The sequence below is a fragment of the Rathayibacter sp. AY1F9 genome (assembly GCF_002932155.1).
In the GTDB taxonomy this organism is placed as follows: Bacteria; Actinomycetota; Actinomycetes; order Actinomycetales; family Microbacteriaceae; genus Rathayibacter.
The window spans coordinates 202,080-222,740 of the sequence record NZ_PSVA01000002.1 but is presented as its reverse complement, the minus strand read 5'-3'; the positions used below and the strand labels follow the sequence as shown (position 1 = coordinate 222,740).

Sequence of the window (20,661 nt, the reverse complement as noted above, 5' to 3'; positions counted from 1 at the left end):
AGCGTGCCGTCGTGGGGTCGGCGGTCCACACGGAGCGTCGGGATCCGCGGCCGGGCCGGAAGCAGCGGCGTCTGAGCGTCGGGAAGCGGCGGAGGGCCCGCCCGGACCGCGCCCGCCTCGCGCCCGCGCCCGGGACCCGCGCCTGCTTGACTGCTCCCATGGAGATATTCATCGGAGTGGTCGGTCTGCTCGGCGGGCTGGTCATCGCCGGGCTCGCGGTCGTCGCGGTGGTCATCGGGCGACGGCGGGCGGTGCCGGCGTCGCTGGTCGACGTCGAGGTGCGGCTGACTCACGCCGGGGACGACTGGTGGCGGATCGGCGCGCGGGTGCGCAACTCCGGCCGGTCGCTCGTGCCGGTGACGAGCTACAGCGACGGACGGCCGATCGCGATCGATCTCGGTGGTGCCGCGTCGGCGGAGTGGTACGGGTCGGCTCCCCGGTCGGACGCGTGGCGGATCGATCCGGCGGTCGGGCTCCTGCTCGGACCCGTCGCGCTGGAGCGCGGGGCCGACCTGGGGGCGACGATCGTCGTGCGCGGGCGGCCGCAGGTGCGGATCGACGCGCCGCTGCGCTTTGTGCCGGTGCGCGAGAACGTGATCGAGTCGCAGATGCCGGACGCCGCTCCGGTCTGGGGCGTGTCCGAGGCCGCGACCTCTCCGGCAGCAGCGCCTGCGTCGGCTCCCCCCGCGCCGATCCGCCCGCGCCAGCAGCGTCCGATGGACGCCGACCCGTCGCGTCCCGAGCGTGAGAGCGTCCTCCGCGGCGGCTTCGGGGTGTGGGCGGCCATGATCGCGGGGGGCGCCGGAGCCGTCGGCGTCGCGATCGGGATCGCCCTCGAGCTGGCCGGCGTCGAGGCGTCGGGGCTGGGCGGCGCGGGCATCATCCTGATCGCGGCCGGCTTCCTCGGCCTGGTCGGCACCCTCGTGATCCGGCTGCTGCGCCGCTGGCTCGAGCCGCCCGCCCTCTGGCGGACGCCCGCGCAGCGCCTCCGCCGCCCCGGGACGATCACCGTCCTCATCCTGAGCTACGCCGGGCTGGCGCTGTTCTGCACCGAGTTCGCGGCGCAGTCGGTGACCGGCGACACGACCTGGGTGGCCGGTGTCGCCGTGCTGATGCTGATCGCCGCATTGATCGGCATGGGACTCGTCGGGTTCCTCCGTCTGGTGGTCCTGCTCGGCGTGCGCCGCGCCTCCCGGGAGACCCCGTGACCCGTGAGGTCGTCGTCGTCGGAGCCGGCCTGGTCGGAGCGGCGACAGCCCGCGCCCTCACCGAGCGCGGCGACCGCGTGGTGCTCGTCGAGCAGTTCGAGCGGGGCCACGACCGCGGCTCGTCCCACGGCGAGACGCGCATCTTCCGCCGCGGCTACCTCGAGGACGACTACCGCGCCCTCACCGGACGGGCCGGGCGCGCCTGGGCACGGCTCGAGGCCGAGACCGGCCGCCGTTTGCTGCACCCGGTCGGCGCGATCGACCACGGCGACCCCGCCGTCCTGGCCGCCGTCGAGGCTGTCCTCCTGCGCGACGGGATCCCCGTGGTGCGGATCGAGGCGGACGAGGCGCAGCGGCGCTGGCCGGGACTCCGCTTCGAGACCGACGTCCTGCTGCACCCCGAGGGCGGACGCCTCGACGCGGCGGCCGCGATCGACGCGATGCTCGACTCCGCCCTCGGACGCGGCGCCGTCCTCCGGACGCGGACGCGGGTGCTGGGCATCGAGGAGCGCGCCGACGACGTGCGCGTGCTGACCACCGACGGCGCTCTCGACGCGGACGCGGTCGTCGTGGCCGGTGGATCCTGGACGCCGCCGCTCGTGGACGGCCTCGTCCGTGCGGCCGGCCGACGCCTCCCTCCGCTGCGCGTCACACAGGAGCAGCCCGCGCACTTCGCGACCGACCCGCCCCTCGACTCGTGGCCGAGCTTCGCCCACCACCGCGCCGGCCTGCCGGTCGTCTACGGGCTCGCGACGCCCGGAGTCGGGGTGAAGGTGGGCGAGCACAGCACCGGTGTCGTCGTCGATCCGGACGAGCGCACCTTCGAGCCCGAGCCCGGAGCGCTCGCCCGCCTCGTCGGCTACGTCGCGGAGTGGATCCCGGGCGTGGACGCGGCGAGCGCCGCTCCGATCAGCTGCCTCTACGACAGCACGCCCGACGAGGACTTCGTGCTCGACCGCGTGGGCCGCGTGACTCTGGCGACCGGGTTCTCGGGGCACGGCTTCAAGTTCGGCCCGGTCCTGGGCGAGCTGCTCGCGGACCTCGTCGCCGGCGGAGCGGCGCAGAAGCGGTTCCAGCTGCTGCCGGCGTGAAGGGCGGGTGCATCCGGAGGAGCGGCTTCCGACCGGGGAGCAGCGGGTGCTCCCGATCCTGCAGCGGATGCTCAGCGGCCTGCGGGGCCCGTCCCGCGCTGCTCGCGGCCGTCCGGGTCGAGGAGGACGGCGTCGTCCCAGCCGCTCGCCGCCTCCGTCGTGCGGGCCTTCGCCGGCGGGCGCCGCGCGACCGCGACGACGATCAGCGCCCCCAGCATCACCAGGGCGGCGGTCTGGAGCGGCGGCGCGACCATCGCGAGCGCCTGCCGCACGTAGAGCTCCGGCGGGACCGTGATCGAGTCGCCCTGGTACTGGTTCGGCAGCAGGAGGACCACGACCGGGAGCGCGAGCACTGCGGCCCAGAGGACGACGGTGACCGCGATGGAGGCGGCCCAGAGCAGGCGGACCCGCGTCATCGGCCGGGAGCCCTCAGCAGCGGGACCACGACCGCCAGGCCGAGCGCGATCAGGCCGACGGTGAGGAACGGTCCGATCGCGTTGTCGCTGAGCACGCGGAGGTACTGCTCGGGCCCGAAGGCGCTCTGCGACGGCGAGTAGTCGTACCAGCTGTGGGAGCTGTTCCAGAGGGCGAGGAGTCCGACGAGGACGCTCACGCCGCCGACGACCGCCAGGGCTCCGGCGATGCGGCGAGTGAAGACAGCGGGGCGGGGGTCGGTGTCGGTCGCGTCGTGACGGTCACCGGAGTCGGGTGCCGCGTCGCCGGGAGCGGGGTCGGGTTCGGCGGGAAGCGGGACGGTCGGCTCGGTCGGGAGTGGGACTGTCGGCTCCGCGGGTCGGGGCGCGGTCGGCTCCGCGGGTGTCGGGACGGCCCGCACCGCCGCTCTCGCGCGCTCCGGAGCGGTCCGTCGGCCGGAGACTCGGGAGCCCGTCGGGCCGTCGACCGATCGCACGTCCTCCTGCTCGGGAGCGGACCCGCCACCTCGCCGGCCAGCTGATCGCCCGATGCACGAGGTCCCGCCCGACAGGAACGGGGAGCGGAGGCGCTCCTCTCCGCTGCCGCGCCGCTCGGCCTCGCGTCCGTCGTAGCCGCGCTGGAAGCCCGCGTGGTAGCGCGGGTCGGTGCCGCCCTCGTCCGTCCCGCCGCTCTCGCGTGGGGAGCCGTCCGCTCCGGTGCTCCGCGCCATGCCGTCCCCCGCTTCGTGCAGTCGGGCCATCATGTCGCACCTCGCTCGCTGCGGGGAGGTGCCGGGCGGAGCTCGGGGTGCGGTCGACGGAGGCGGGGGTTCAGCGCCCGGCCGCGGTGGTGCGCGACGGGAGGCTGACGATCCCCGCTCCGACCAGCAGCAGGCCGATCGTCACCGCCGTCAGCGCCGGCCAGCCACCGGCTCCGACGGCCAGGCCGAGGAGCCACCCGCCGGCGGCCGAGCCCGCGTAGAAGGCGATCGTGTAGACCGCGCCGGCGTGCCCGCGGAGTGCCGGAGCCGCGCGCGCTCCCGTCCAGGCGGCGCCGGTCGCGTGCAGGGCGAAGAAGCCGGCCGTGAAGACGAGGAGTCCCGCGATCACCACGGCGACGTTCTCGGCGAGCATCACCAGCAGTCCGACGATCATCAGGGCGACGCCGATCCGCATGACGAGGCGGGGGCCGATCCGCGGCCCCCATCTCCCCGCGAGCCGGGAGGAGACGGTTCCCGCGAGGTAGGCGGCGAAGAGGAGGGAGACGAGCGCGGGCGCGAGTGCGAACGGCGGCGCCTCGAGCCGGAACGCCAGGTAGTTGTAGACCGCGACGAACACGCCGACCGCGAGGAAGGTCTGCAGCGCGATCGCGACGAGCATCGGATCGCGGAGCACCTGCACCGTCTTCCCTCGCCAGCCGCCGGGGGCCGCCTCGCGCGCGCCGCCGCCCCGGGGCGCGAGCACCGCGAAGACGATCGCCGCGGCCGCGCAGACGGCCGTCACCACGAGCAGGGCTCCGCGCCATCCGAGCGCCGCCGCGAGCGGTCCGGCGAGCAGTCGTCCGGCAGCACCGCCGATCGTGGTCCCGGAGACGTAGGCGGTCGCGGCGGCCGTCGCTCCGGCGCCTCCGACCCGGTCGTGGATCGCCGCGACGGCGAGCGCCGGGACCGCACCCAGTGCCGCTCCCCCGAGGAAGCGCAGGACGAGGAGGAGCTCGAAGGTCGGGGCGATGCAGGCGAGCAGCGCCAGGACCACGGACGTGAGGACCGCGATCCGCATGGATTCGAGCCGTCCGATGCGCTCGGCCACCGAGGCCCACGGCAGCACCGAGAGCGCCAGCCCGAGGGTCGCGGCCGAGACGGTGAGCGCGGCGTCGGACGGGGCGAGGGCCCACTCCCGCGCGAGCTGCGGGAGGACGCTCTGCACGGCGTAGAGCTCGGCGAAGGTCGCGACTCCGGCGGCGAGGAGGGCGATAGTCAGCCGCCGCTGCGAGAAGGGTGCCGCTGCGCGCATCGGTCGGGTGCGTGCGGCGGTGCTCATGGTTCCGACGGTAGACCGCCTCCGGGTGCATGACTAATGTCCTTTCTCGTACTGTTCATGCGTTCTGGTCATGTCCGGATCTAGGGTGGTGGCGTGTCCGACGACTGGCCCGCGACCCTCCGCCTCCTGCCCCTGCTCGTCGCGGTCGCCCAGACCGGGAGCGTCACGGCGGCGGCCGCCGAGCTCGGGATCCCGCAGCCGACCGCGAGCCGGTCGCTCGCCCGGCTGTCCGCCCTGGTCGGCACTCCCCTGGTCCGCCGGGAGGGCCGCGGGGTGGTGCTGACGGAGGCGGGGACCCGTCTCGCCGAGGTCGCTCAGGACGGCATGTCGGTGATCCGCGCCGGGCTCGCGGAGGTGCGACTGGCGGGCGACGTGGAGCACGGCCGGATCGACCTCGCCTTTCAGACGCTCCTCGGGGAGAGCTTCGTGCCGGATGTGATCCGCCGGTTCCGCCGCCGCTGGCCGCAAGTCGGTTTCGGGCTCCGTCACGGCTCCCGAGCCCTCTGCCTGCGGGCCGTGGCGGAGGGCGAGTCCGAGCTGGCGATCGTCGCGGATCCGCCCGATCTCCCCGGAACCACCACGACGACCCTCTACTCGGAGCCTCTCCTCGCGGTCGTGGACCCCCGTCATCCGCTGGCCTCGCGGCGCTCGGTCACGGTCGAGGACCTCCGCGGCCTCGACCTGATCATGCTGGCACCCGGCTACGGCCTCCACGAGTCGGCCCGGCGCCTGCTCGCCGTGGACGGCCGCGACCCCGTGCCGGCGTTCGAGGTCGGCGACTACCGCGCCGCCCGGGGACTCGCGGCAGCCGGCCTCGGACTCACGATCCTGCCGCCGAGCCCGTCCTCGGTCGACGACGACGTCCGCGAGATCCCGATCGACGATCCGGGCGCGAGCCGTGAGATCGGTGTGCTCGCCCGCGACACCGGGAACCCGGTCGTCCCCGAGTTCCTGCGGGCCCTGCACGCCGCGGCGGCCGCCCGGCGCCGGTGACCGCTGCTCGGCTCTGCTGTCAAGCACAGGAAGCGGAGGCCCTTCGTGCAGCAAGCTTCGAGAGGATCCCCGCACCGCCAGCGACACCCCCCTCCCCCCGCTCCTGCACCACGTCACCGAGGACGGCCCCGGTCATGATCCTTCTCCGCACCCACGCCAACCGCTGGACCGCGCGCGCCCGCCGCAGCGGCGGCGTCCTCGGCATCATCACCCTGGTCTCCGACCTCCCCCGCCCGGCCTATCGGACGGTCCGCCTCGATCCGACGAGCGGTGAGCGCGTCCTGCTCCGCGACACCGCCGAGCTCGAGGAGGCCTTCGCCGTGCTCCTCGCCGGGCTCGAGCGCTCGCGCATCGCGGCCTCGGCATCCCCAGCCGAGTCGGCTCCCCCGTGCGCCCCGGTCGACGCGCCCGTCGCAGTCGAGGACGACCTCGAGGAAGCCGCCTGACCTGACGGCGTCCTTGCGGGGAGACCCTCACCGCGCATCAGGTGCCGAGCTCTCCGCCCGCCTCCTTCACACTCGACGTGTCGGATCGACGTGCCGTGACACCTCGACCGGCGGATCCGTCCTCGGCAGGTCCCGCGGGCCGATGATCTGCCGGAGCCGGGCCGACCTGCGCGACCGCAGGAGAGCCCGGCGCCAGCGCGGATCGGTGCGGGCTCGGAGGTGGGGGTCGAGCGGGCGGAAGCCTCCCGCGGTCCGCTCCTCGATCAGCACGATCGTCGCGGTCGCGAGGTGCAGTCTCCGGACCGGTTCCCTCTCGGGATGCGGATGCCCGGAGCGCGTGCGGAGCTGCTGCTCCAGCTGCTCCGGGTCGGCGGACCACCAGGTGCTGACGCCGACGCGTCCATCGGGGAGAGGGAAGCGCTCGGTGATGCGGTAGGGGAGGCCGTGCTCGGTCATGCAGTAGTGCCTTTCGAGGAGAGGGTCCGGCAGCCCGGGCCGCGCTGCAGCGGCCCGGGCTCCGGTTCACGAGGTGCGGGTCGAGCGACGGCGCAGCGCCGTCAGGGCGCCGCCGGCCAGGAGCAGAGCGCCGGCTCCGGCCGCGAGGGGCCCGGCCGCCGCTCCCGTCGAGGCGAGGACCGTCGGCACGAGTCCGACCGGAGGCACCGCCACCTGGGCGCAGCTGGCTCCGCCGTCGTCCGCGCACGGGTGCAGGACGGTCGTCGGATCGAAGCCCTCCGGGACCTCGGTCAGGCGTGCCCGGTTGGGGATGGTCCACGCGTCCACGCCGTCGGCGACCCGTCCGGTCACGGTGAACGTCGTCGACGCTCCCGGGGCCAGAGACAGGTTCTCGACAGTCAGGTCGGACGACGCCGGGCCGCCGTCCCGGGAGATCGTGACGTCGCTCAGGTGCGCGAGCTCGGGGATGTCGGTGAGGGTCACCCCGTCCGCCGGCCGAGCCCCCTCGTTGGCGACCACGATCCGGAACCCGGCACGCCCGCCGTGGTCGACCTGATTCCCGATCGCCGTCTTCTCGATGGAGAGCCTTCCCTCGACGGGCGGCACCGGGATCTCGGCGCAGGACGACGTCGCATCGTCAGCGCAGGCGTTCTCGACCGTCGGCGGGTCGAAGCCCTCGGGCTGGTGGGTGATCGAGACGCGGTTGGGCAGGGTCGCGGCGTCGTACCCGTCGGCGACCCGGCCGCTGACGTGCAGCGACACCTGGCCGCCGGCGGGGATGTCGAGACCCGTGACGGGCTCCGTGGCCGGCTGCGTTCCTCCGGCGCCGTTCTCGATGGTCGCCTCGAGCAGGTGGTCGAGCGTCGGGACGTCGGTCACGGTCACGTCCGTCGCGTCGACCGTTCCGGTGTTCGCCACGACGATGTCGAAGCCCGCCGTGCCGCCGTGCTCGGCGCTCGCCTGGGACGCGGTCTTCCGGATCAGGAGCGACCCCTCGCCGATGTCGTGCGGGACGGTGGCGCAGGGGTTCGCGTCGGTCCCCGTGCCGGACGAGGCGGGAGCGAAGGGCGCATCGGCGAGGCAGGCCGTGTTCGTCAGCGCGCGGTCCCCCTCGCCGGTCACGATCACGTCGAAGGTCAGCTCGGCCGTCGCCCCGACAGGCAGGCTGCCGGCCGCCCAGGAGATGCGGCCCGTCTCCGCATCGATCGTGGCCGTGCCCTGCGAGGCGCGGAGGGAGCCGGAGTCGAGCTCGGCGTCGTCGAGCACGCCCTTGTCGAGGTAGTCGATGACGGCGGCGTCGGAGTAGTCCCCGGTCCCGTCCGAGGTCAGCGTCACCCGGTAGGGCACGCGGGCGCCGCGGAGCAGCGGAGTGGCGGAGTCGACCGACGAGGTCTTCGCGATGGTCACGTGCGGCGCGAGCGGATCGAGGCGTGCGACCGCGACCGCACCGTCCGAGCCGTAGGCCCAGTCGTCGATCGCCCGCAGGTCGCCGTAGGAGCCGTGCACCGAGTCGTTGGCGTTGGGGATGCGGCCTCGCCCGGAGTCGTCGCCCTCCCAGCGGTGCACCCCGCCGGACGAGTCGGTGCCGCCGTCGCCGGACGTCACCGCGGAGGTGCCGGAGTACCGCTCCGAGTTCGATCCGGCGAGGAGCGAGTCGTCCCAGTGGACCATCGACGGGTCGTCGCCGCCGCCGGTCGACCTCACGACGGACACGCCGCCGGCGGACGTCTCGGCGTCGACCCGCGTGAAGTGGAACTCGTTCGTGCGGCCGATGGAGGCGCGGAAGGTGACGTCGGGGTCGGTCACGTCGACCGTCCCGCCCTTCGCGTCCCGTCCGTCCCAGTCGACCGAGAAGGGACCGGTCGTCCCCGCGATCCGGGTGAGGTGCACGTCGCGCTCGCTGTCGTAGGAGCCGTCCCCGTCCGCATCGACGTCCACGACGACGGTGCCCGGCTGCGTCCCCAGGACGCCCGTGAGTGTGCCCGCGTCGGAGCCCGCGGACGACCGCCGGAAGGCGAGGCCCTCGATCGTCGGCGCGCGGTAAGCCGGAGCGATCGACTCCGGCAGGTCGGACGACGGCGGGTCCAGGAAGAGCTTGTAGGTCTGCAGGCCGTCGATCCCGGAGCGTCCGGACGCCTGCACGTACTGAGCCCCGATCCCGCCCGCCTCGCTCGACTGCGGCATGGGGACCGAGAGGTAGGACGGATCGGACGACCCGACCTTCACGTTGCCCTTGTTCGTGGCCTGGACCGTCGAGGCGACCCCGTCGTAGCCGCGCAGCCCGAGCTCGTAGCGGGCGCCCGTCTCCGTGACGGCGTGGAGGGTGAAGGAGGAGCGCCGCTCCTCGGGCGAGGAGTAGGACTCCTTCGCCCCGGACTGGATCGCATAGGACTCGGACCACACCCGGCCCGCGACCGCCGCGCCCCGCGCGTCCTGGACGCCGATGCTCCAGACGAGGTTCACCGGCGCCGTCACGTCGTCGTCGGACACCCGGATCTGGAAGACCCCGGTCTCGTTTGCCACGAACGAGCCGCCGGCGGACACCGAGGGCGCCGCTCCGGGCGCGAAGTCCTGCTCGTCGAGGACGGCTCCGCCCGGAGCCGTCACCCGGGCGGTACCGCCGCCGGTCTCGCCCTCGCCGGTCCCCGAGCCCGCCTGGAGCGGGTGGAGGTCCACCCGGAGCGTCTCGCCCTTCTGGCCCCAGGCCGAGACGGTCGTCACGCCGGCGTTCGTCGCGCCTCCCTGCAGGAGGGTGTTCTCGATCGTCGTGTGAGGACCGTCGGCGGCGAGGGCGGGCGGCGGCGCGAGGCCTCCGCCCAGCAGCCCGCTCACGAGCACGCAGCCCGCCGTCGTGCCGACCAGCGCTCGCGCCGTCCGCGCTCGGGGTCGTCCGCGCTCGTCCCGCCCCGACTGTTCCGTTCGACTCATCCGATGTCCTCTCCTCTGCCGACCGAGCGCACTGCGTCGGCGGCGACCGTTCAGCCCCACGGAAGGAGAGTATTGCTCGGTTCGACGTCACCGCGGCCGGTACGGCTGCATCCGTGGAGAACGGCGCGAGATGGGCGCTGTGGAGGAGGAAACGGCGCGCGAGAAGAGCCGAGCGACGTGCTCGCGACGGGTGATCGCAGAGCCTGCGAGGAGTGATCGCGAGCGCGGGCGCGGACTGATCGCGGATGCGGGCGGAAGACGGTCGACGTCGTCGACGGCGCGAAGAGGCGTCCTGCGAGGCGGAGGACCGGCTGTTCCCTCGCCCTGCACTCACCGGGAGACCGACGCCGACGGCCACCGGAACGAGCGACCGTTAAAACGAGAACGGCCCGCCGAAGCGGGCCGTTCTGCTCTGTCTCAACCAGAGTGCGCCCGGAGGGATTCGAACCCCCAACCTTCTGATCCGTAGTCAGATGCTCTATCCGTTGAGCTACGGGCGCAGTCCATCGCGTGGGCCAGAGGCGCACGCAACGAGGTACGACTATACATGCCGGGAGCCCCCTCCGCGAATCGGCGGCGGCGGCGCAGACGGCTCCCTCTCGGGACGCCGCCGCAGCCACCAGAACCCAGGCTCCGTCGCGGTGTCCCGGAGCGCCTCGCAGAGCCTCCGACCGGCGGACGCCGCTGCTCCCCCTCACGGCGTACCGTGGGCTCATGGAGGCCGCCGCGATCGAGCTCGTGGGCTTCGTCGTCTCTCCGCTGCACCGCTACGAGGGCCGCCCCGCCGATGGCCCGGTGCCGTCCGAGGGCAACGAGCAGCCCGAGCGGATCGAGATCCGCGCAGGCCTCGGCATCGTCGGCGACCGCTTCTTCGCCCAGCGCGCGCACCGCCCCGCGGCGATCACGCTCTTCGCGGTCGAGACCCTCGAGCACATCGCCGCCGAGCTCGGCGCAGGGCCCTTCGATCCCGCCGACGCCCGCCGCAACATCATCGTCCGCGGCGCCGACGTCGATGCGCTCGCCGGCCGCACGTTCGCGATCGAGCAGGGCGGGGAGCGGATCGAGTTCCAGGGCGGACGACCGGCGAACCCCTGCGCCTGGATGGACGTCGTGCTCGCCCCCGGGGCGTTCCGGGCGATGCGGAGGCGCGGCGGCGTCCGGACCGCCCCCCTGACCAACGGCGTCCTCCACACCGGGCCGGCCCGTCTGATCCTCCACAGGTCGGACGACATGCTGATCTGAGCCCGGCGGCGAGCGCCTAGGCTCGCAGCGACCGACTCCCCCGATCGAAGGAGGCCCCGTGCTCCGCCCGAGCGACCTCCTCCCCACCCTCGCCACGACCCTGCGGCGCGGAGTCCGCGACGTCTTCGCGACCACGCGCTCCCGGGGGCGGGATCCGCACCGCCGCACCCGCAGCACCGACGTCTCGGTCCAGCGGGTGCACCACCGAGACGTCTGGGCGCGGGTGAGCACAGTGGGGCGCGACGGCGAGCGCACGTTCGTCCTCGTGCCGGGGATCGGAGTCGCGGCCACCTACTTCGAGCGCCTCGCGCCCGCGCTCAACGAGTTCGGTCCGGTGCACGCTCTCGACCTGCCGGGCTTCGGCGGCGTACCGCACCCGATCGACGCGCGGCGCATGGACATCGGCGACTACGCCGAGCTGGTCGGCGCCGTCATCGACGAGCTCGGCCTCGACGATCCCGTCGTCCTCGGCCACTCGATGGGGACGCAGGTGGTGGCCGAGCTCGCCGCGCGCCGTCCGGAGCTGACCACCATCGTCCTGCTCGGACCCGTGATGAACCGGCACGAGCGCCGCCTCCCGACCGCCGCGCTCCGCTTCGCCCAGTCGAGCGTCCGCGAGCCCCTCAAGGTCGCGATCCTCGCCGCGGGCGCCTACCTCCTCTGCGGACCGCGCTGGTTCTCCCGCGTGCTGCCCGAGATGATGCACTACCGGATCGAGGAGACCGTCCCCCGGATCCGCGCGTCCGCCCTCGTCATCCGCGGCGAGTTCGACCGGCTCGTGCCGCGCGAGTGGGCGGAGGAGATCGCCCGGTCGATGCCGCACGCGCGGGCCTGGGAGATCCCCGACGCCTCCCACTCCGTGATGCACGCGCACGCGGAGGAGGTCGCCCGCCTCTGCGTCGAGCACGCGCGGGCGCCGCAGCCCGACCGGGACGAGGCCGCCCTCCGCCGCTACCCCGACTCGGAGGTCGACCACTCCGAGGAGGACGCGCCCACCGAGGACCCGATCGGCGCTCTCCGGGGACGCATCACCGAGCTGGCCGGGATCCTCGTCGACGACGACTCCCTCATCGCCGAGGGCAAGACCCTCCACGCCGAGGCGAGCGATCCGGAGGCACTGCACCAGGTCGCTCCGGACCCGGGCGACGGCGAGCTCGTCGAGGGCGGCGGATCGAGGGAGGACGGCGAGCAGGACGGCTGACCACCGCAGGCCACCACGACCCGCACGTCGCGCGGCGTGAGACGCCGAGCGCAGCAAGAGCAGCCCTCCCGCCGACGCCACTCGGCGACCGCCCGTCAGGACTCCGCGCCGACGATCTCCTCGCGGATGCGCCGCAGGTCCTCGGCGAGCGCCCCCAGCAGGATCCAGTGCTGCGGATGCGGAGTCGCGATCACGAGCGGCGCGGTGAGAGCGGGCAGCTCGTCCGTGATCGCCTCCGGCTCGGGAACGTCGACCGAGGACTGCACGAGGAGCCGCAGATCGTGGGCGGCCCGGTGCAGCTGGACGGCGATGTCGGCGATCGTCGGCTCCCCGACGAGCTCGTCGTCGTAGAGGTCGTGCACGGTCCGGGTCATGCCGCGGACCCGGGTCACGATGCGCCCCAGCCGCGGGACGACGGAGTCGAGGGCCAGCAGCCGGTCCCGGTGGGCGGAGCGGCGCGGGTTGAGGCGGAGGGACTCCTCGCCGGTCGCGATCGCCTCCTCCGCCTTGCTCTGCATGGTCTGCAGCAGCCGGGCGTTGATGAGCAGCTCGTCGAGCCGACGTCGCGGGACGGGGGCCTGGAGGGCGTCGCCGAGGTCGTCGAGGGCAGCGGCGAGCTGAGCGGTGAGGTCTCCGATCGCCCGCTCGGCCGGCGCCAGCACGACCGGAGGGACGATGAGCACGTTGATGACGACTCCCACCGCCGCGCCCAGCAGGGTCTCGAGGATGCGGTCGAGCGCGTAGTTCGGCGTGACCGCGCCCACCGAGAGCACGAGCATCGCGCTGATCGGGATCTGCACCGCGGAGGCGGGGGTCAGGCGCACGGCCCACCCGACGGCGATCGCGGCCACGATCGCGAGGAGCACGATGATGCTCTCGCCGCCGAGCACCGTGCCGATCACGGATCCGACGATCACGCCGATGATGACGCCGACCGAGCGCTCGAGGGCCTTGGAGAACGACTGGTTGATGCTCGGCGCGACGACGAGGAGCGCGGCGATCGCGCCGAAGACGGGCAGCGTCCCTGGGAAGACGACGCCGGCGAGGAGCCAGGTGACGACCGTGGCGGCCGCCGTCTTGACCAGCTGCAGCACCGGCGGCCGCGTCGGCACGGTGAAGCTCGAGGTCAGGCGCATGGGACCACGGTAGCGAGCGCCCGCCGCCTCGCGGTCCCCGCGCGGGTCACCGGCTCGCGGCCGCCTCGACGCTCGCGAGCACCGCGCGGAGCGAGCGCGACGCCTCCGCCCGCAGATCGGCGGGCACCCCCGAGAGCAGCGCCCGCTCGGCGTCGAGCACCTCCGGGAAGGCCCGGTCGACCAGCTCCTCCCCCTCGCGAGTCAGCGTGATGAGCGAGCCGCGCCCGTCCGCCGGGTTCGCGGCGCGCCGCACCAGGCCCCGCCGCTCCAGCGAGTGCACGCGCTTGGTGATCGCGGGAGCGGAGGCGAGAGCGATCGTCCGGAGGGTCGTCGGCGACTGCGGAGCGCCGGCGCGACGCAGCGTGGAGAGCACGTCGAACTCGCCGCGAGTCAGCCCGTGGGCGGCGAGCAGCTCCTCCGTCGCCCGGACGATCAGCGCGGAGGCGCGGATCACCCGCCCGACGACGTCGACGGCGGAGGTGTCGAGCTCGGGCCGCAGCACCGCCCAGCCCGCCCTGATCTCGTCGACCGCGTCGCCCGGCTGGCTTTCAGACTGATTCACACGTAAAGTATATCTGCTTCACTCGTGAAACACTTCTCCGGCCGCCGCCGCTCGGACCCCGATCAGAGGACCCGATGGCCGCCACCCCCGTTCTGCCCCACCCCCGCGAGCTCCTCGCCTTCGGCCCGCACGCCGGTGCCCATCGCGTCGCCCTGCGCGCCGGCGTCTCCATCGCCGTCCCGCTGCTCGTCCTCTGGGCGCTCGGCCGCACCGATCTCGCCCTCTACGCGACCTTCGGCGCCTTCACGGCCCTCTACGGTCGCCAGCACACGCACCGGCCGCGCCTGCTGATGCAGCTGTCAGCAGCCGCGTTCCTCGTCACCACCGTGACCCTCGGCACCGTCGTCTCCCTCTCTCCTCACCGCGACTGGCTGATCATCCCCGTCGTGGTCGCCGTGACCGTCGCGGCCGCCTACCTCAGCGACGCCCTGCACTGGCACCCGCCCGGCCCGTTGTTCCCGGTCTTCGCCGTCACGGCGTGCGCGTCCGTCCCGTCCGAGGCCTCGCGGATCCCGGTCGCCGTCGCTCTCGCCGCGGGCTCCGCCGCCTTCTCGCTCGTCGTCGGCCTGAGCGGTCTCGCGCTCCCCCGCGCACGCCGCCTCGCCCCGACGCCGTGGCGCACCTCGTTCCGCGCGGCGGCGGCCCGTCCGGCGACGCGCGCCGCCCTGCTCCGCTTCGGGGCCGTCGTCCTGGTGGCAGGCACCATCCCGACCGCGACGAGCCTGGGCCACCCCTACTGGGCGATGGTCTCCGCCGTCGCAGCCGTCTCGGGAGCGGACGCGGGCGCCCGGCTCGTGCGCGCGGGCCACCGGATGCTCGGCACGATCGTCGGAGTGCTGATCGCGGCCGCGCTCCTGGCCCTGCCGCTCTCCCCGCTCGCCGTGATCGTGGTGGTGGTGCTCCTCCAGATGACCGCCGAGCTCGTCGTCGGCCGCAACTACGGCCTGACCCTCGCCTTCGTCACTCCGCTCGCGATCCTCATGGTCGAGCTCGCGCACCCCGTCGACGAGCTCGTGCTGCTGCGCGACCGGGCGCTCGAGACCGCGCTGGGCGTGCTCGTCGGAGTCGTGGCGACGCTCCTGACCCACGCCGCCTCGCAGCGCTCGCGCTCCCGCTCCTAGGCTCAGGAGGATGGACCGCACGTTCCCCGCTGTGCTCGCCGAGATCACGGCGGCCGTCGCCGAGATGCGCGACGTCGCACGGTCGCAGCAGGACGGCGCGCGGGCCCGCGTCGCGGACCGGCTCGACGAGCTGTTCGCCGGAGCGACGACCCGCCGAGACGTCCGGGCGGCGGCCGCCGACGCGCTCGGGCTCTGGGGCGGGGCGGGCTCCTTCTCGGACGTCGGCTCGGCCGAGGCCGACCACGCGATCAGGCGCCTGTACCGGGCCCTGCGCGCCGGCCGCTCCTGGCTGCTCCACGCCGGCTGACCCGCACGTCGCGACCGCCACACGACGCCGAGAACGACGAAGGCCCCCTGCTTCCGTGGAAGCGGGGGGCCTTCTCGTTGGCGGTACCGGTGGGATTTGAACCCACGGTGGACGCAAGCCCACACATGTTTTCGAGACATGCTCCTTCGGCCGCTCGGACACGGTACCGGGGTCGAGTGTACGCGACGGCCGGAAGTCGCGCCAATCGAGCGGACGGGCCGCCGTCAGGCGGGGAGGAGGAAGCCGAGCACGCGGTCCCACTCCGGGATCGCGAGCAGGTGGCCGCGGCCGGGCACGACCTCGAGGCGGGAGTCGGGCAGCCGTGCGGCGTACCACTCGGCGTGGCGGCGGCCGGCGACCGCGTCCTCGGCGCCGTAGAGGAGGAGCGCGGGCGGCTCGGCGGACTCGACGGCGAAGCCCCACTCCTGCACGCCGTAGCCGATGAGATCAGCGGCCATGCCGAGGGCGCCCTGGGCGGCGGCGCGCTCGAGCATGCGCGAGAGGCGCTCGCGGACTCCGGGGGTCTCGAGCACCGCGGTGTCGGCGTCGCCGGAGCCGAGCATCCCGAGCAGGGCGTCCGGGGCGGGGGTCGGGCCGAAGGCGCCCTCGAGGGTGCGGGTGAGCGAGCGGACGGCCTCGTCGAGCGGGAGGTCGGCCAGGCGGGCGAGCTCGGCGCGGTTCTCGTCGCCGACCCACGGCACGGCGTCGTCGGGAGCGGGCGTGCCGATCACGGCGACTCGCTCCACGAGGCCGGGGTAGTTCGCGGCGAGCGCGAGGGCCACGCGGCCTCCCGCCGACCAGCCGGCGGCGCTGACGGAGGCGATGCCGACGGTCGCGAGGTACTCGGCGATGTCGGCGGCGGCCTGCTCGGGGCTGGCGCCGACGCCCGCTCCGGCGGGGTCGAGGTCGGTCAGGAGGGAGGAGGCGCCGTAGCCCGGGCGGTCGAACGAGAGCAGGCGCACCCCGTGGCGCGCGGTCGCCTCCGGGTCGGGGTCGAAGTCCGAGGAGCCGGGAGCGGGATGCGCCAGGACGACGACCCGCTCGGCGCCCTCGGGGCCGGACCAGCTGACTCCGAGTGGGCGGCCGGACTTGAGGACGTGCACTGTCGAGGGCATGTCCCCCAGTCTCCCGCAGACGTCCGACGCCGACGGAGCGGCGCTCGGGGCTGAGGCGTTCTCCGAGGCGCGATCCTCCGCCTCCGCCCCTCCGCGACGACGCTCCTCCACAGACGGCTTCCACGCGACCTCTCCCCCGGCCTGGCGCGCCCCGCTCGCGGCGTCGGTGGTCGACGGTACTGTCGAAGACACGTTCGAACGAGCGGCGGTGTCGGGGGTCCCCCGTAGCGTCGCGCTCGTCCCCCTCCTCCGCCCCGAAAGGACCTCATGGCCTCCTCGAAGACGCGCACCGCCCCGTACCGCTGCTCGGAGTGCGGGTGGACGACCGCGAAGTGGGTAGGCCGCTGCGGCGAGTGCCAGCAGTGGGGCTCCGTGATCGAGAGCACCGAGCGCACCGGCCTCGTCCGCGCGGTCGCCGCTGTGGCTCCGGCCGCCGGCCGCATCGCGCGGCCCATCACCGAGATCGAGACCACGTCGGCGGCGCACCGCCCCACCGGCGTGGGCGAGCTCGACCGCGTGCTCGGCGGCGGGATCGTCTCCGGCGCGGTCGTGCTGCTCTCGGGAGAGCCCGGCGTGGGCAAGTCGACCCTCCTGCTCGAGGTCGCGAGCCGCGCCGCGGCCGAGGGCCAGCGGGTCCTCTACGTCAGCGCGGAGGAGTCGGCCGCGCAGGTGCGCATGCGGGCCGAGCGCACCGGCGCGATGCACGACAGCCTCTTCCTTGCGGCCGAGACCGACCTCGCCACCGTGCTCGGCCAGATCGACGAGGTCCGGCCGGACCTGCTCATCGTCGACTCGGTGCAGACGGTCGCGAGCGACACCGTCGACGGCCTGCCCGGCGGTCCCAGCCAGGTCCGCGAGGTCGCCGCGACCCTCATCCGCGTCTGCAAGGAGCGGGCGCTCCCCCTCGTGCTCGTCGGACACGTCACGAAGGACGGCTCCATCGCGGGGCCGCGCCTGCTCGAGCACCTGGTCGACGTGGTCTGCCACTTCGAGGGCGACCGGCAGACGGCGCTGCGCTTCGTCCGCTCGCTCAAGAACCGCTTCGGCCCGACGGACGAGGTCGGCTGCTTCGAGATGACCGCCGAGGGCATCGCCGAGATCCCCGACCCGAGCGGTCTGTTCCTCAGCCGCACCCGCTTCCCCACCCCGGGCATCTGCGTCACGGTCGCGATGGAGGGACGCCGCGCGCTCCCCGTCGAGATCCAGGCGCTCGTGATCGCGAACGACGGCGAGCACCCCCGCCGCGTCACGAACGGAGTCGACGCGTCCCGGGTCGCGATGATCCTCGCGGTCCTCGAGCGGCAGGCGGGCATCCCCCTGCGGCGCTGCGACGTCTACGTGTCGACCGTCGGCGGCGTGAAGCTCATGGAGCCGGCGGCGGACCTGGCGATCGCGGTCGCCATCGCCTCCGCCCACGCCTACACGCCGCTGCGGCCCGGGATCGCCGCGTTCGGCGAGATCAGCCTCTCGGGAGACATCCGGCCCGCCTCAGGAGCGAAGCAGCGCGCCTCCGAAGCGACACGACTCGGGCACTCCTCGCACCTCGACTCCAGCGCCTTCACCCTCTCGAGCGCGATCACCCACGCGCTCGTCCCCGTTCCCGAGCGCATCCGCCCGGAGCGGGTGCCCACGCACTGACGGCCGCGTCCCCGGCACGCTGCACACGCACCCGTCCACCGCTCGGAGCCGCCGGCGCCCCCGTCCACCGCATGGTCGAGGATCGCCACCGGAGGCGAACACGGGCTCGATGGGCACTGCCCGACAGCTCCGCCCGACCACGCGCGCGTCCGCTCCGCCGCGGCCGCCCGTCTCAGCCTGTCCCTAGACGCCGCCCCCGCCGCCGCCTCCGCGGCCCCCGCCCGAGCTGCCACCGCCGCCCGCGCCGCCGCTCGACGAGCTCGACGAGGATCCGACGTAGCTCGACGTCGACGACGAGAACGAGGACACGCTGCCGGCGAAGGCCGCCGCGTGGAAGCCGTTCGGTCCGGAGTACCAGACCGGCTCCTCGCCGGTGCGCTCGTAGGCCGACGCGAGCTCCGCCGACCACTCCTTCTCGAGACCGAAGAGCACGGCCCACGGCAGCAGGCGCTCCGTCACCTCGACCACCTCGACCGGTCCGACCGTGCGCCGGTCCGCCCCGCGTGGCGACTGCAGCATCGCGATCCGGTCGGCCTCGGCCAGGCGGATGTACAGCTCGAGCCCGCGCAGATGGTCGCGCAACTCCGCGCCCGCGGCCGTCAGCGGCACCCTCGAGACCAGGATCGTCCCGACGACGGCCGCGACGATCGCGACGAGCATCAGCACGAGCGGGAGCGCTCCGCCGAAGGAGCGGGTCATCAGGAGGATCGCGCCCAGGAAGGCGGCCATGACACCCAGCAGCAGCGGGACGATCACGAGCACGCTGCCGCCGATCGTCCCGGCCTTCTTCAGTCCCGCCTCGGTCACCCGGTTGCCCAGCGCGGTCTGGAACTGTCCGACGGCCTTGCCGAACTACTTGTCCTTGCCCGAGAGCTCACGCACCGTCCCCGGCGCCCGGCCGAGGGCGATGTCGAGGAACTCGCGGTCGTCGGAGGCGAGGGGCCGCGGGCGTCCCGCGCGTCGCGTCGGCGTCGTCGCAGGGTCGAGCACCCGCACGGCGTACTCCTGCTTCCGCCCCTCCCCCGTCTCCTCGATGCGCACGAGACCGCGGACGGCGGCGTCCAGGAGTCCGGCCGCGGGGGCCTTCGACGTCTTCCGCAGCAGCGCGGCGGAGAGGAACAGCCCCTCCGCGGGCGGGTCGTACTCGGCGACGACGGTCGGGCGGCCGGGAGCGTCGCGGAGCACGGTCCGGCGGCGGTGCACGGCGAGCGCGAGGCCGATCAGGACCGCGGCGAGGCCGCCCAGCTGCACCCAGGACCAGCCGGAGGCGAGGTAGCGGTCGTCGCGCGGCGTGAAGGTCCCGGGAGCGAAGCCGATCGCCACGGTCACGTTCTCCCCCGGAGCCAGCGACTCCCCCGATGCCGTGACGACCGCGCCGTCGCGGCCGATCGGACAGGGCGTCGTCGAGCCCTCCGGTCCCCGATAGCAGCTGACGGTCCCCGTCGCGGCGGAGGCCAGCGACCCGGCGAGCTCGACGCGCACGTCGTAGCGGTCGAAGGACTGGCGCCAGCCCGTGCCGTTGACGTCCCAGTAGAACTCGTCCTCGCCGCTGCGCGTGCCGGATCCAGGCAGGGTCGTGTTGTTCTGCGTGTAGGTGAAGACGTAGGTCTGGCTGCCGCTGACGAACTCGTCCGCCGCGCTGGTGACCAGGAGGAAGCCGTCCTCGCGCTCGGTGTCGACCGGCCGCGCCTCCCCGTCGCCGTCGGTGACGGACACCAGGTCGACGTCGGTCGGGTGCCCCTCGTAGTCGAGCGGGATCGCGCGCTGCATGCCGCGGTTCTGCGACGGCGGGAACTCGGCGACGAAGGTCTCGACGGTGGTCAGCGTCGAGCGGCCCTTCTCGTCGCGGTCGAGACGGAAGTCGGCCGAGTACTCCGAGAACCGGAAGCCGTCCACATCCGCGCGCACGACACCCGCGACGGGCTGCGGAGCCGCGACAGGGTGCGGAGCCGCCACGGCCTGCGCCGCCGCTCCGCCGACCAGCAGCGGGACCGCGAGGGCCACGGCCGCCGCGCGCCGCGCGACCACCCGCGCCCGGCCGGTCGAGGCGGACAGGATCGTGCCGAGCAGCCCCCACATGCCTGCGATGCTACGCGCCGACGCACGCCCGGCACGTCCCCCGGGCGGACTACTGGAGCAGGAACTGCGTGGGCGAGCCCGAGGGGATGCCGGCGACCGACACCGACAGGTTGTAGGCGGCGCCGCCCGCCTCGACCGCCTCGCGTCCGCCGGAGCAGGTGTCGGCGGAGGAGCGGGTGCGGTCCCACGTCAGCGCGCTGCCCATCACCGAGCGGCCCGCCTGGAGGAGCACCGGCAGATCGGCCGCGCCGGTCTGGCAGTCCGTGGAGGTCCAGATCTGCTCGGAGCCGCTCGTGATCGTGAAGACCTGCTTGCTCGTGCCCGCGTCGATCACGCAGTCGGTGCTCGAGATGTTGGCCAGCGAGAGCGAGAGCTGCGGATCCTCGCCGGGCGCGTAGCTCGTGGCGTCCGTGACCGCGGTGACGGCGACGGAGTCGGCCGTGCAGGCGGGTGCGGCGCCGGGCGTCGCACCGGGCGAGGTGGTCGGGTAGAGCGTCGGCAGCACGACGGTCGGCGTGGGGCTCGACGCGGCGTCGGAGCCGGTCATCCGCGGGAGCAGCGACAGCACCACTGCCAGGCCCGCGACGATGACGACCAGCGCGAGCAGCACTCCGGCGCGGCGTCGCCGGTAGACCCGGGAGGGCAGGCGGCGGGGCGGCGGAGTCACCGGGACAGGCTACGACGT

Annotated in this window: 20 protein-coding genes and 2 tRNA genes; 9 read left to right on the top strand and 13 right to left on the bottom strand. The window is 74.2% G+C overall.

Annotated features, from left to right (window positions below; translation table 11 throughout):
* Positions 1–158 precede the first annotated feature (158 nt).
* Positions 159–1,208: a hypothetical protein gene (locus C5C37_RS02715; protein WP_146085174.1), complete on the top strand. Its 1,050-nt coding sequence runs from the start codon at positions 159–161 to the stop codon at positions 1,206–1,208.
* The gene (locus tag C5C37_RS02710; RefSeq protein ID WP_104338416.1) at positions 1,205–2,299 is read left to right on the top strand and encodes an FAD-dependent oxidoreductase; all 1,095 of its coding nucleotides are present in this window, start codon (positions 1,205–1,207) and stop codon (positions 2,297–2,299) included. Before C5C37_RS02715 ends, C5C37_RS02710 begins: the two co-directional genes overlap by 4 nt.
* A gap of 71 nt (positions 2,300–2,370) precedes the next feature.
* On the opposite strand, the gene C5C37_RS02705 is transcribed toward C5C37_RS02710, so the two are convergent.
* The 3 genes from C5C37_RS02705 to C5C37_RS02695 all read right to left on the bottom strand — a co-directional run bounded on the left by C5C37_RS02705 (position 2,371) and on the right by C5C37_RS02695 (position 4,752).
* Positions 2,371–2,715: a hypothetical protein gene (locus C5C37_RS02705; RefSeq protein WP_104338415.1), complete on the bottom strand. Its 345-nt coding sequence runs from the start codon at positions 2,713–2,715 to the stop codon at positions 2,371–2,373.
* A complete protein-coding gene (locus tag C5C37_RS17355) occupies positions 2,712–3,476 on the bottom strand; it encodes a hypothetical protein (RefSeq protein WP_181127364.1) in 765 nt (254 codons plus the stop codon). The genes C5C37_RS02705 and C5C37_RS17355 overlap by 4 nt, the downstream gene beginning before the upstream one ends.
* Before the next feature lie 67 nt (positions 3,477–3,543).
* Positions 3,544–4,752: an MFS transporter gene (locus C5C37_RS02695; protein WP_104338414.1), complete on the bottom strand. Its 1,209-nt coding sequence runs from the start codon at positions 4,750–4,752 to the stop codon at positions 3,544–3,546.
* A gap of 93 nt (positions 4,753–4,845) precedes the next feature.
* Here C5C37_RS02695 and C5C37_RS02690 point away from each other — a divergent pair, with 93 nt between their 5' ends.
* Both C5C37_RS02690 and C5C37_RS02685 read left to right on the top strand, forming a co-directional pair.
* Positions 4,846–5,745: a LysR family transcriptional regulator gene (locus C5C37_RS02690; RefSeq protein WP_104262358.1), complete on the top strand. Its 900-nt coding sequence runs from the start codon at positions 4,846–4,848 to the stop codon at positions 5,743–5,745.
* A gap of 134 nt (positions 5,746–5,879) precedes the next feature.
* Positions 5,880–6,191, top strand: a complete 312-nt coding sequence (locus C5C37_RS02685) for a hypothetical protein (RefSeq protein ID WP_104261625.1) — start codon at positions 5,880–5,882, stop codon at positions 6,189–6,191.
* Positions 6,192–6,257: 66 nt separating this feature from the next.
* Here the strand turns inward: C5C37_RS02685 and C5C37_RS02680 are convergent, their stop codons facing one another.
* The 3 genes from C5C37_RS02680 to C5C37_RS02670 form a co-directional block, all read right to left on the bottom strand.
* Positions 6,258–6,647: a hypothetical protein gene (locus C5C37_RS02680; protein ID WP_104315679.1), complete on the bottom strand. Its 390-nt coding sequence runs from the start codon at positions 6,645–6,647 to the stop codon at positions 6,258–6,260.
* A 66-nt stretch (positions 6,648–6,713) separates the two neighbouring features.
* Positions 6,714–9,575 carry a DUF11 domain-containing protein gene (locus tag C5C37_RS02675; protein WP_146085173.1) on the bottom strand — a complete coding sequence of 954 codons (2,862 nt, stop codon included), beginning with the start codon at positions 9,573–9,575 and terminating at the stop codon, positions 6,714–6,716.
* Between the two features lie 427 nt (positions 9,576–10,002).
* Positions 10,003–10,075: transfer RNA gene (locus tag C5C37_RS02670), tRNA-Arg, on the bottom strand.
* A gap of 214 nt (positions 10,076–10,289) precedes the next feature.
* Here C5C37_RS02670 and C5C37_RS02665 point away from each other — a divergent pair.
* Together C5C37_RS02665 and C5C37_RS02660 are read left to right on the top strand one after the other, a co-directional pair.
* Positions 10,290–10,817, top strand: coding sequence for an MOSC domain-containing protein (locus tag C5C37_RS02665; protein WP_104248232.1), 528 nt, complete (start codon positions 10,290–10,292; stop codon positions 10,815–10,817).
* Positions 10,818–10,875: 58 nt separating this feature from the next.
* Entirely contained in the window at positions 10,876–12,018 is a 1,143-nt protein-coding gene (locus C5C37_RS02660) for an alpha/beta fold hydrolase (RefSeq protein ID WP_104239287.1), read from the top strand.
* 95 nt (positions 12,019–12,113) lie between these two features.
* On the opposite strand, the gene C5C37_RS02655 is transcribed toward C5C37_RS02660, so the two are convergent.
* Together C5C37_RS02655 and C5C37_RS02650 are read right to left on the bottom strand one after the other, a co-directional pair.
* Positions 12,114–13,154 carry an aromatic acid exporter family protein gene (locus tag C5C37_RS02655; protein WP_104225996.1) on the bottom strand — a complete coding sequence of 347 codons (1,041 nt, stop codon included), beginning with the start codon at positions 13,152–13,154 and terminating at the stop codon, positions 12,114–12,116.
* A 46-nt stretch (positions 13,155–13,200) separates the two neighbouring features.
* Positions 13,201–13,716, bottom strand: a complete 516-nt coding sequence (locus tag C5C37_RS02650; RefSeq protein ID WP_104337356.1) for a MarR family winged helix-turn-helix transcriptional regulator — start codon at positions 13,714–13,716, stop codon at positions 13,201–13,203.
* 74 nt (positions 13,717–13,790) lie between these two features.
* On the opposite strand from C5C37_RS02650, the gene C5C37_RS02645 reads away from it, so the two are divergent.
* Both C5C37_RS02645 and C5C37_RS02640 read left to right on the top strand, forming a co-directional pair.
* Positions 13,791–14,837, top strand: coding sequence for an FUSC family protein (locus C5C37_RS02645; RefSeq protein ID WP_104338412.1), 1,047 nt, complete (start codon positions 13,791–13,793; stop codon positions 14,835–14,837).
* Positions 14,838–14,847: 10 nt separating this feature from the next.
* Positions 14,848–15,144, top strand: a complete 297-nt coding sequence (locus C5C37_RS02640) for a hypothetical protein (protein WP_104338411.1) — start codon at positions 14,848–14,850, stop codon at positions 15,142–15,144.
* A gap of 78 nt (positions 15,145–15,222) precedes the next feature.
* Here the strand turns inward: C5C37_RS02640 and C5C37_RS02635 are convergent.
* Both C5C37_RS02635 and C5C37_RS02630 read right to left on the bottom strand, forming a co-directional pair.
* A tRNA-Ser gene (locus tag C5C37_RS02635) sits at positions 15,223–15,312 on the bottom strand.
* A gap of 56 nt (positions 15,313–15,368) precedes the next feature.
* A complete protein-coding gene (locus C5C37_RS02630) occupies positions 15,369–16,259 on the bottom strand; it encodes an alpha/beta fold hydrolase (protein WP_104338410.1) in 891 nt (296 codons plus the stop codon).
* Between the two features lie 267 nt (positions 16,260–16,526).
* Here C5C37_RS02630 and radA point away from each other — a divergent pair, with 267 nt between their 5' ends.
* Complete coding sequence (gene radA, locus C5C37_RS02625) at positions 16,527–17,897, top strand: DNA repair protein RadA (RefSeq protein WP_104224086.1); 1,371 nt, start codon at positions 16,527–16,529, stop codon at positions 17,895–17,897.
* A 183-nt stretch (positions 17,898–18,080) separates the two neighbouring features.
* Here the strand turns inward: radA and C5C37_RS02620 are convergent, their stop codons facing one another.
* Genes C5C37_RS02620 through C5C37_RS02610 form a run of 3 tightly spaced genes read right to left on the bottom strand, consistent with a single transcriptional unit; the run spans position 18,081 to position 20,643 of the window.
* On the bottom strand, positions 18,081–18,704 hold the full coding sequence (locus C5C37_RS02620) for a DUF2207 family protein (RefSeq protein ID WP_104338409.1): 624 nt from the start codon (positions 18,702–18,704) through the stop codon (positions 18,081–18,083).
* 45 nt (positions 18,705–18,749) lie between these two features.
* The gene (locus C5C37_RS02615; protein ID WP_104338408.1) at positions 18,750–19,976 is read right to left on the bottom strand and encodes a DUF2207 domain-containing protein; all 1,227 of its coding nucleotides are present in this window, start codon (positions 19,974–19,976) and stop codon (positions 18,750–18,752) included.
* Positions 19,977–20,025: 49 nt separating this feature from the next.
* Positions 20,026–20,643 carry a hypothetical protein gene (locus tag C5C37_RS02610; protein ID WP_104226002.1) on the bottom strand — a complete coding sequence of 206 codons (618 nt, stop codon included), beginning with the start codon at positions 20,641–20,643 and terminating at the stop codon, positions 20,026–20,028.
* Positions 20,644–20,661 lie beyond the last annotated feature (18 nt).

Coding starts and splice junctions, on each gene's coding strand:
- C5C37_RS02715 (WP_146085174.1), top strand. CDS start 159: ATGGAGATATTCATCGGAGTGGTCGGTCTGCTCGGCGGGCTGGTCATC.
- C5C37_RS02705 (WP_104338415.1), bottom strand. CDS start 2,715: ATGACGCGGGTCCGCCTGCTCTGGGCCGCCTCCATCGCGGTCACCGTC.
- C5C37_RS17355 (WP_181127364.1), bottom strand. CDS start 3,476: ATGATGGCCCGACTGCACGAAGCGGGGGACGGCATGGCGCGGAGCACC.
- C5C37_RS02695 (WP_104338414.1), bottom strand. CDS start 4,752: ATGAGCACCGCCGCACGCACCCGACCGATGCGCGCAGCGGCACCCTTC.
- C5C37_RS02685 (WP_104261625.1), top strand. CDS start 5,880: ATGATCCTTCTCCGCACCCACGCCAACCGCTGGACCGCGCGCGCCCGC.
- C5C37_RS02680 (WP_104315679.1), bottom strand. CDS start 6,647: ATGACCGAGCACGGCCTCCCCTACCGCATCACCGAGCGCTTCCCTCTC.
- C5C37_RS02675 (WP_146085173.1), bottom strand. CDS start 9,575: ATGAGTCGAACGGAACAGTCGGGGCGGGACGAGCGCGGACGACCCCGA.
- C5C37_RS02665 (WP_104248232.1), top strand. CDS start 10,290: ATGGAGGCCGCCGCGATCGAGCTCGTGGGCTTCGTCGTCTCTCCGCTG.
- C5C37_RS02655 (WP_104225996.1), bottom strand. CDS start 13,154: ATGCGCCTGACCTCGAGCTTCACCGTGCCGACGCGGCCGCCGGTGCTG.
- C5C37_RS02645 (WP_104338412.1), top strand. CDS start 13,791: ATGGCCGCCACCCCCGTTCTGCCCCACCCCCGCGAGCTCCTCGCCTTC.
- C5C37_RS02640 (WP_104338411.1), top strand. CDS start 14,848: ATGGACCGCACGTTCCCCGCTGTGCTCGCCGAGATCACGGCGGCCGTC.
- C5C37_RS02630 (WP_104338410.1), bottom strand. CDS start 16,259: ATGCCCTCGACAGTGCACGTCCTCAAGTCCGGCCGCCCACTCGGAGTC.
- radA (WP_104224086.1), top strand. CDS start 16,527: ATGGCCTCCTCGAAGACGCGCACCGCCCCGTACCGCTGCTCGGAGTGC.
- C5C37_RS02615 (WP_104338408.1), bottom strand. CDS start 19,976: ATGTGGGGGCTGCTCGGCACGATCCTGTCCGCCTCGACCGGCCGGGCG.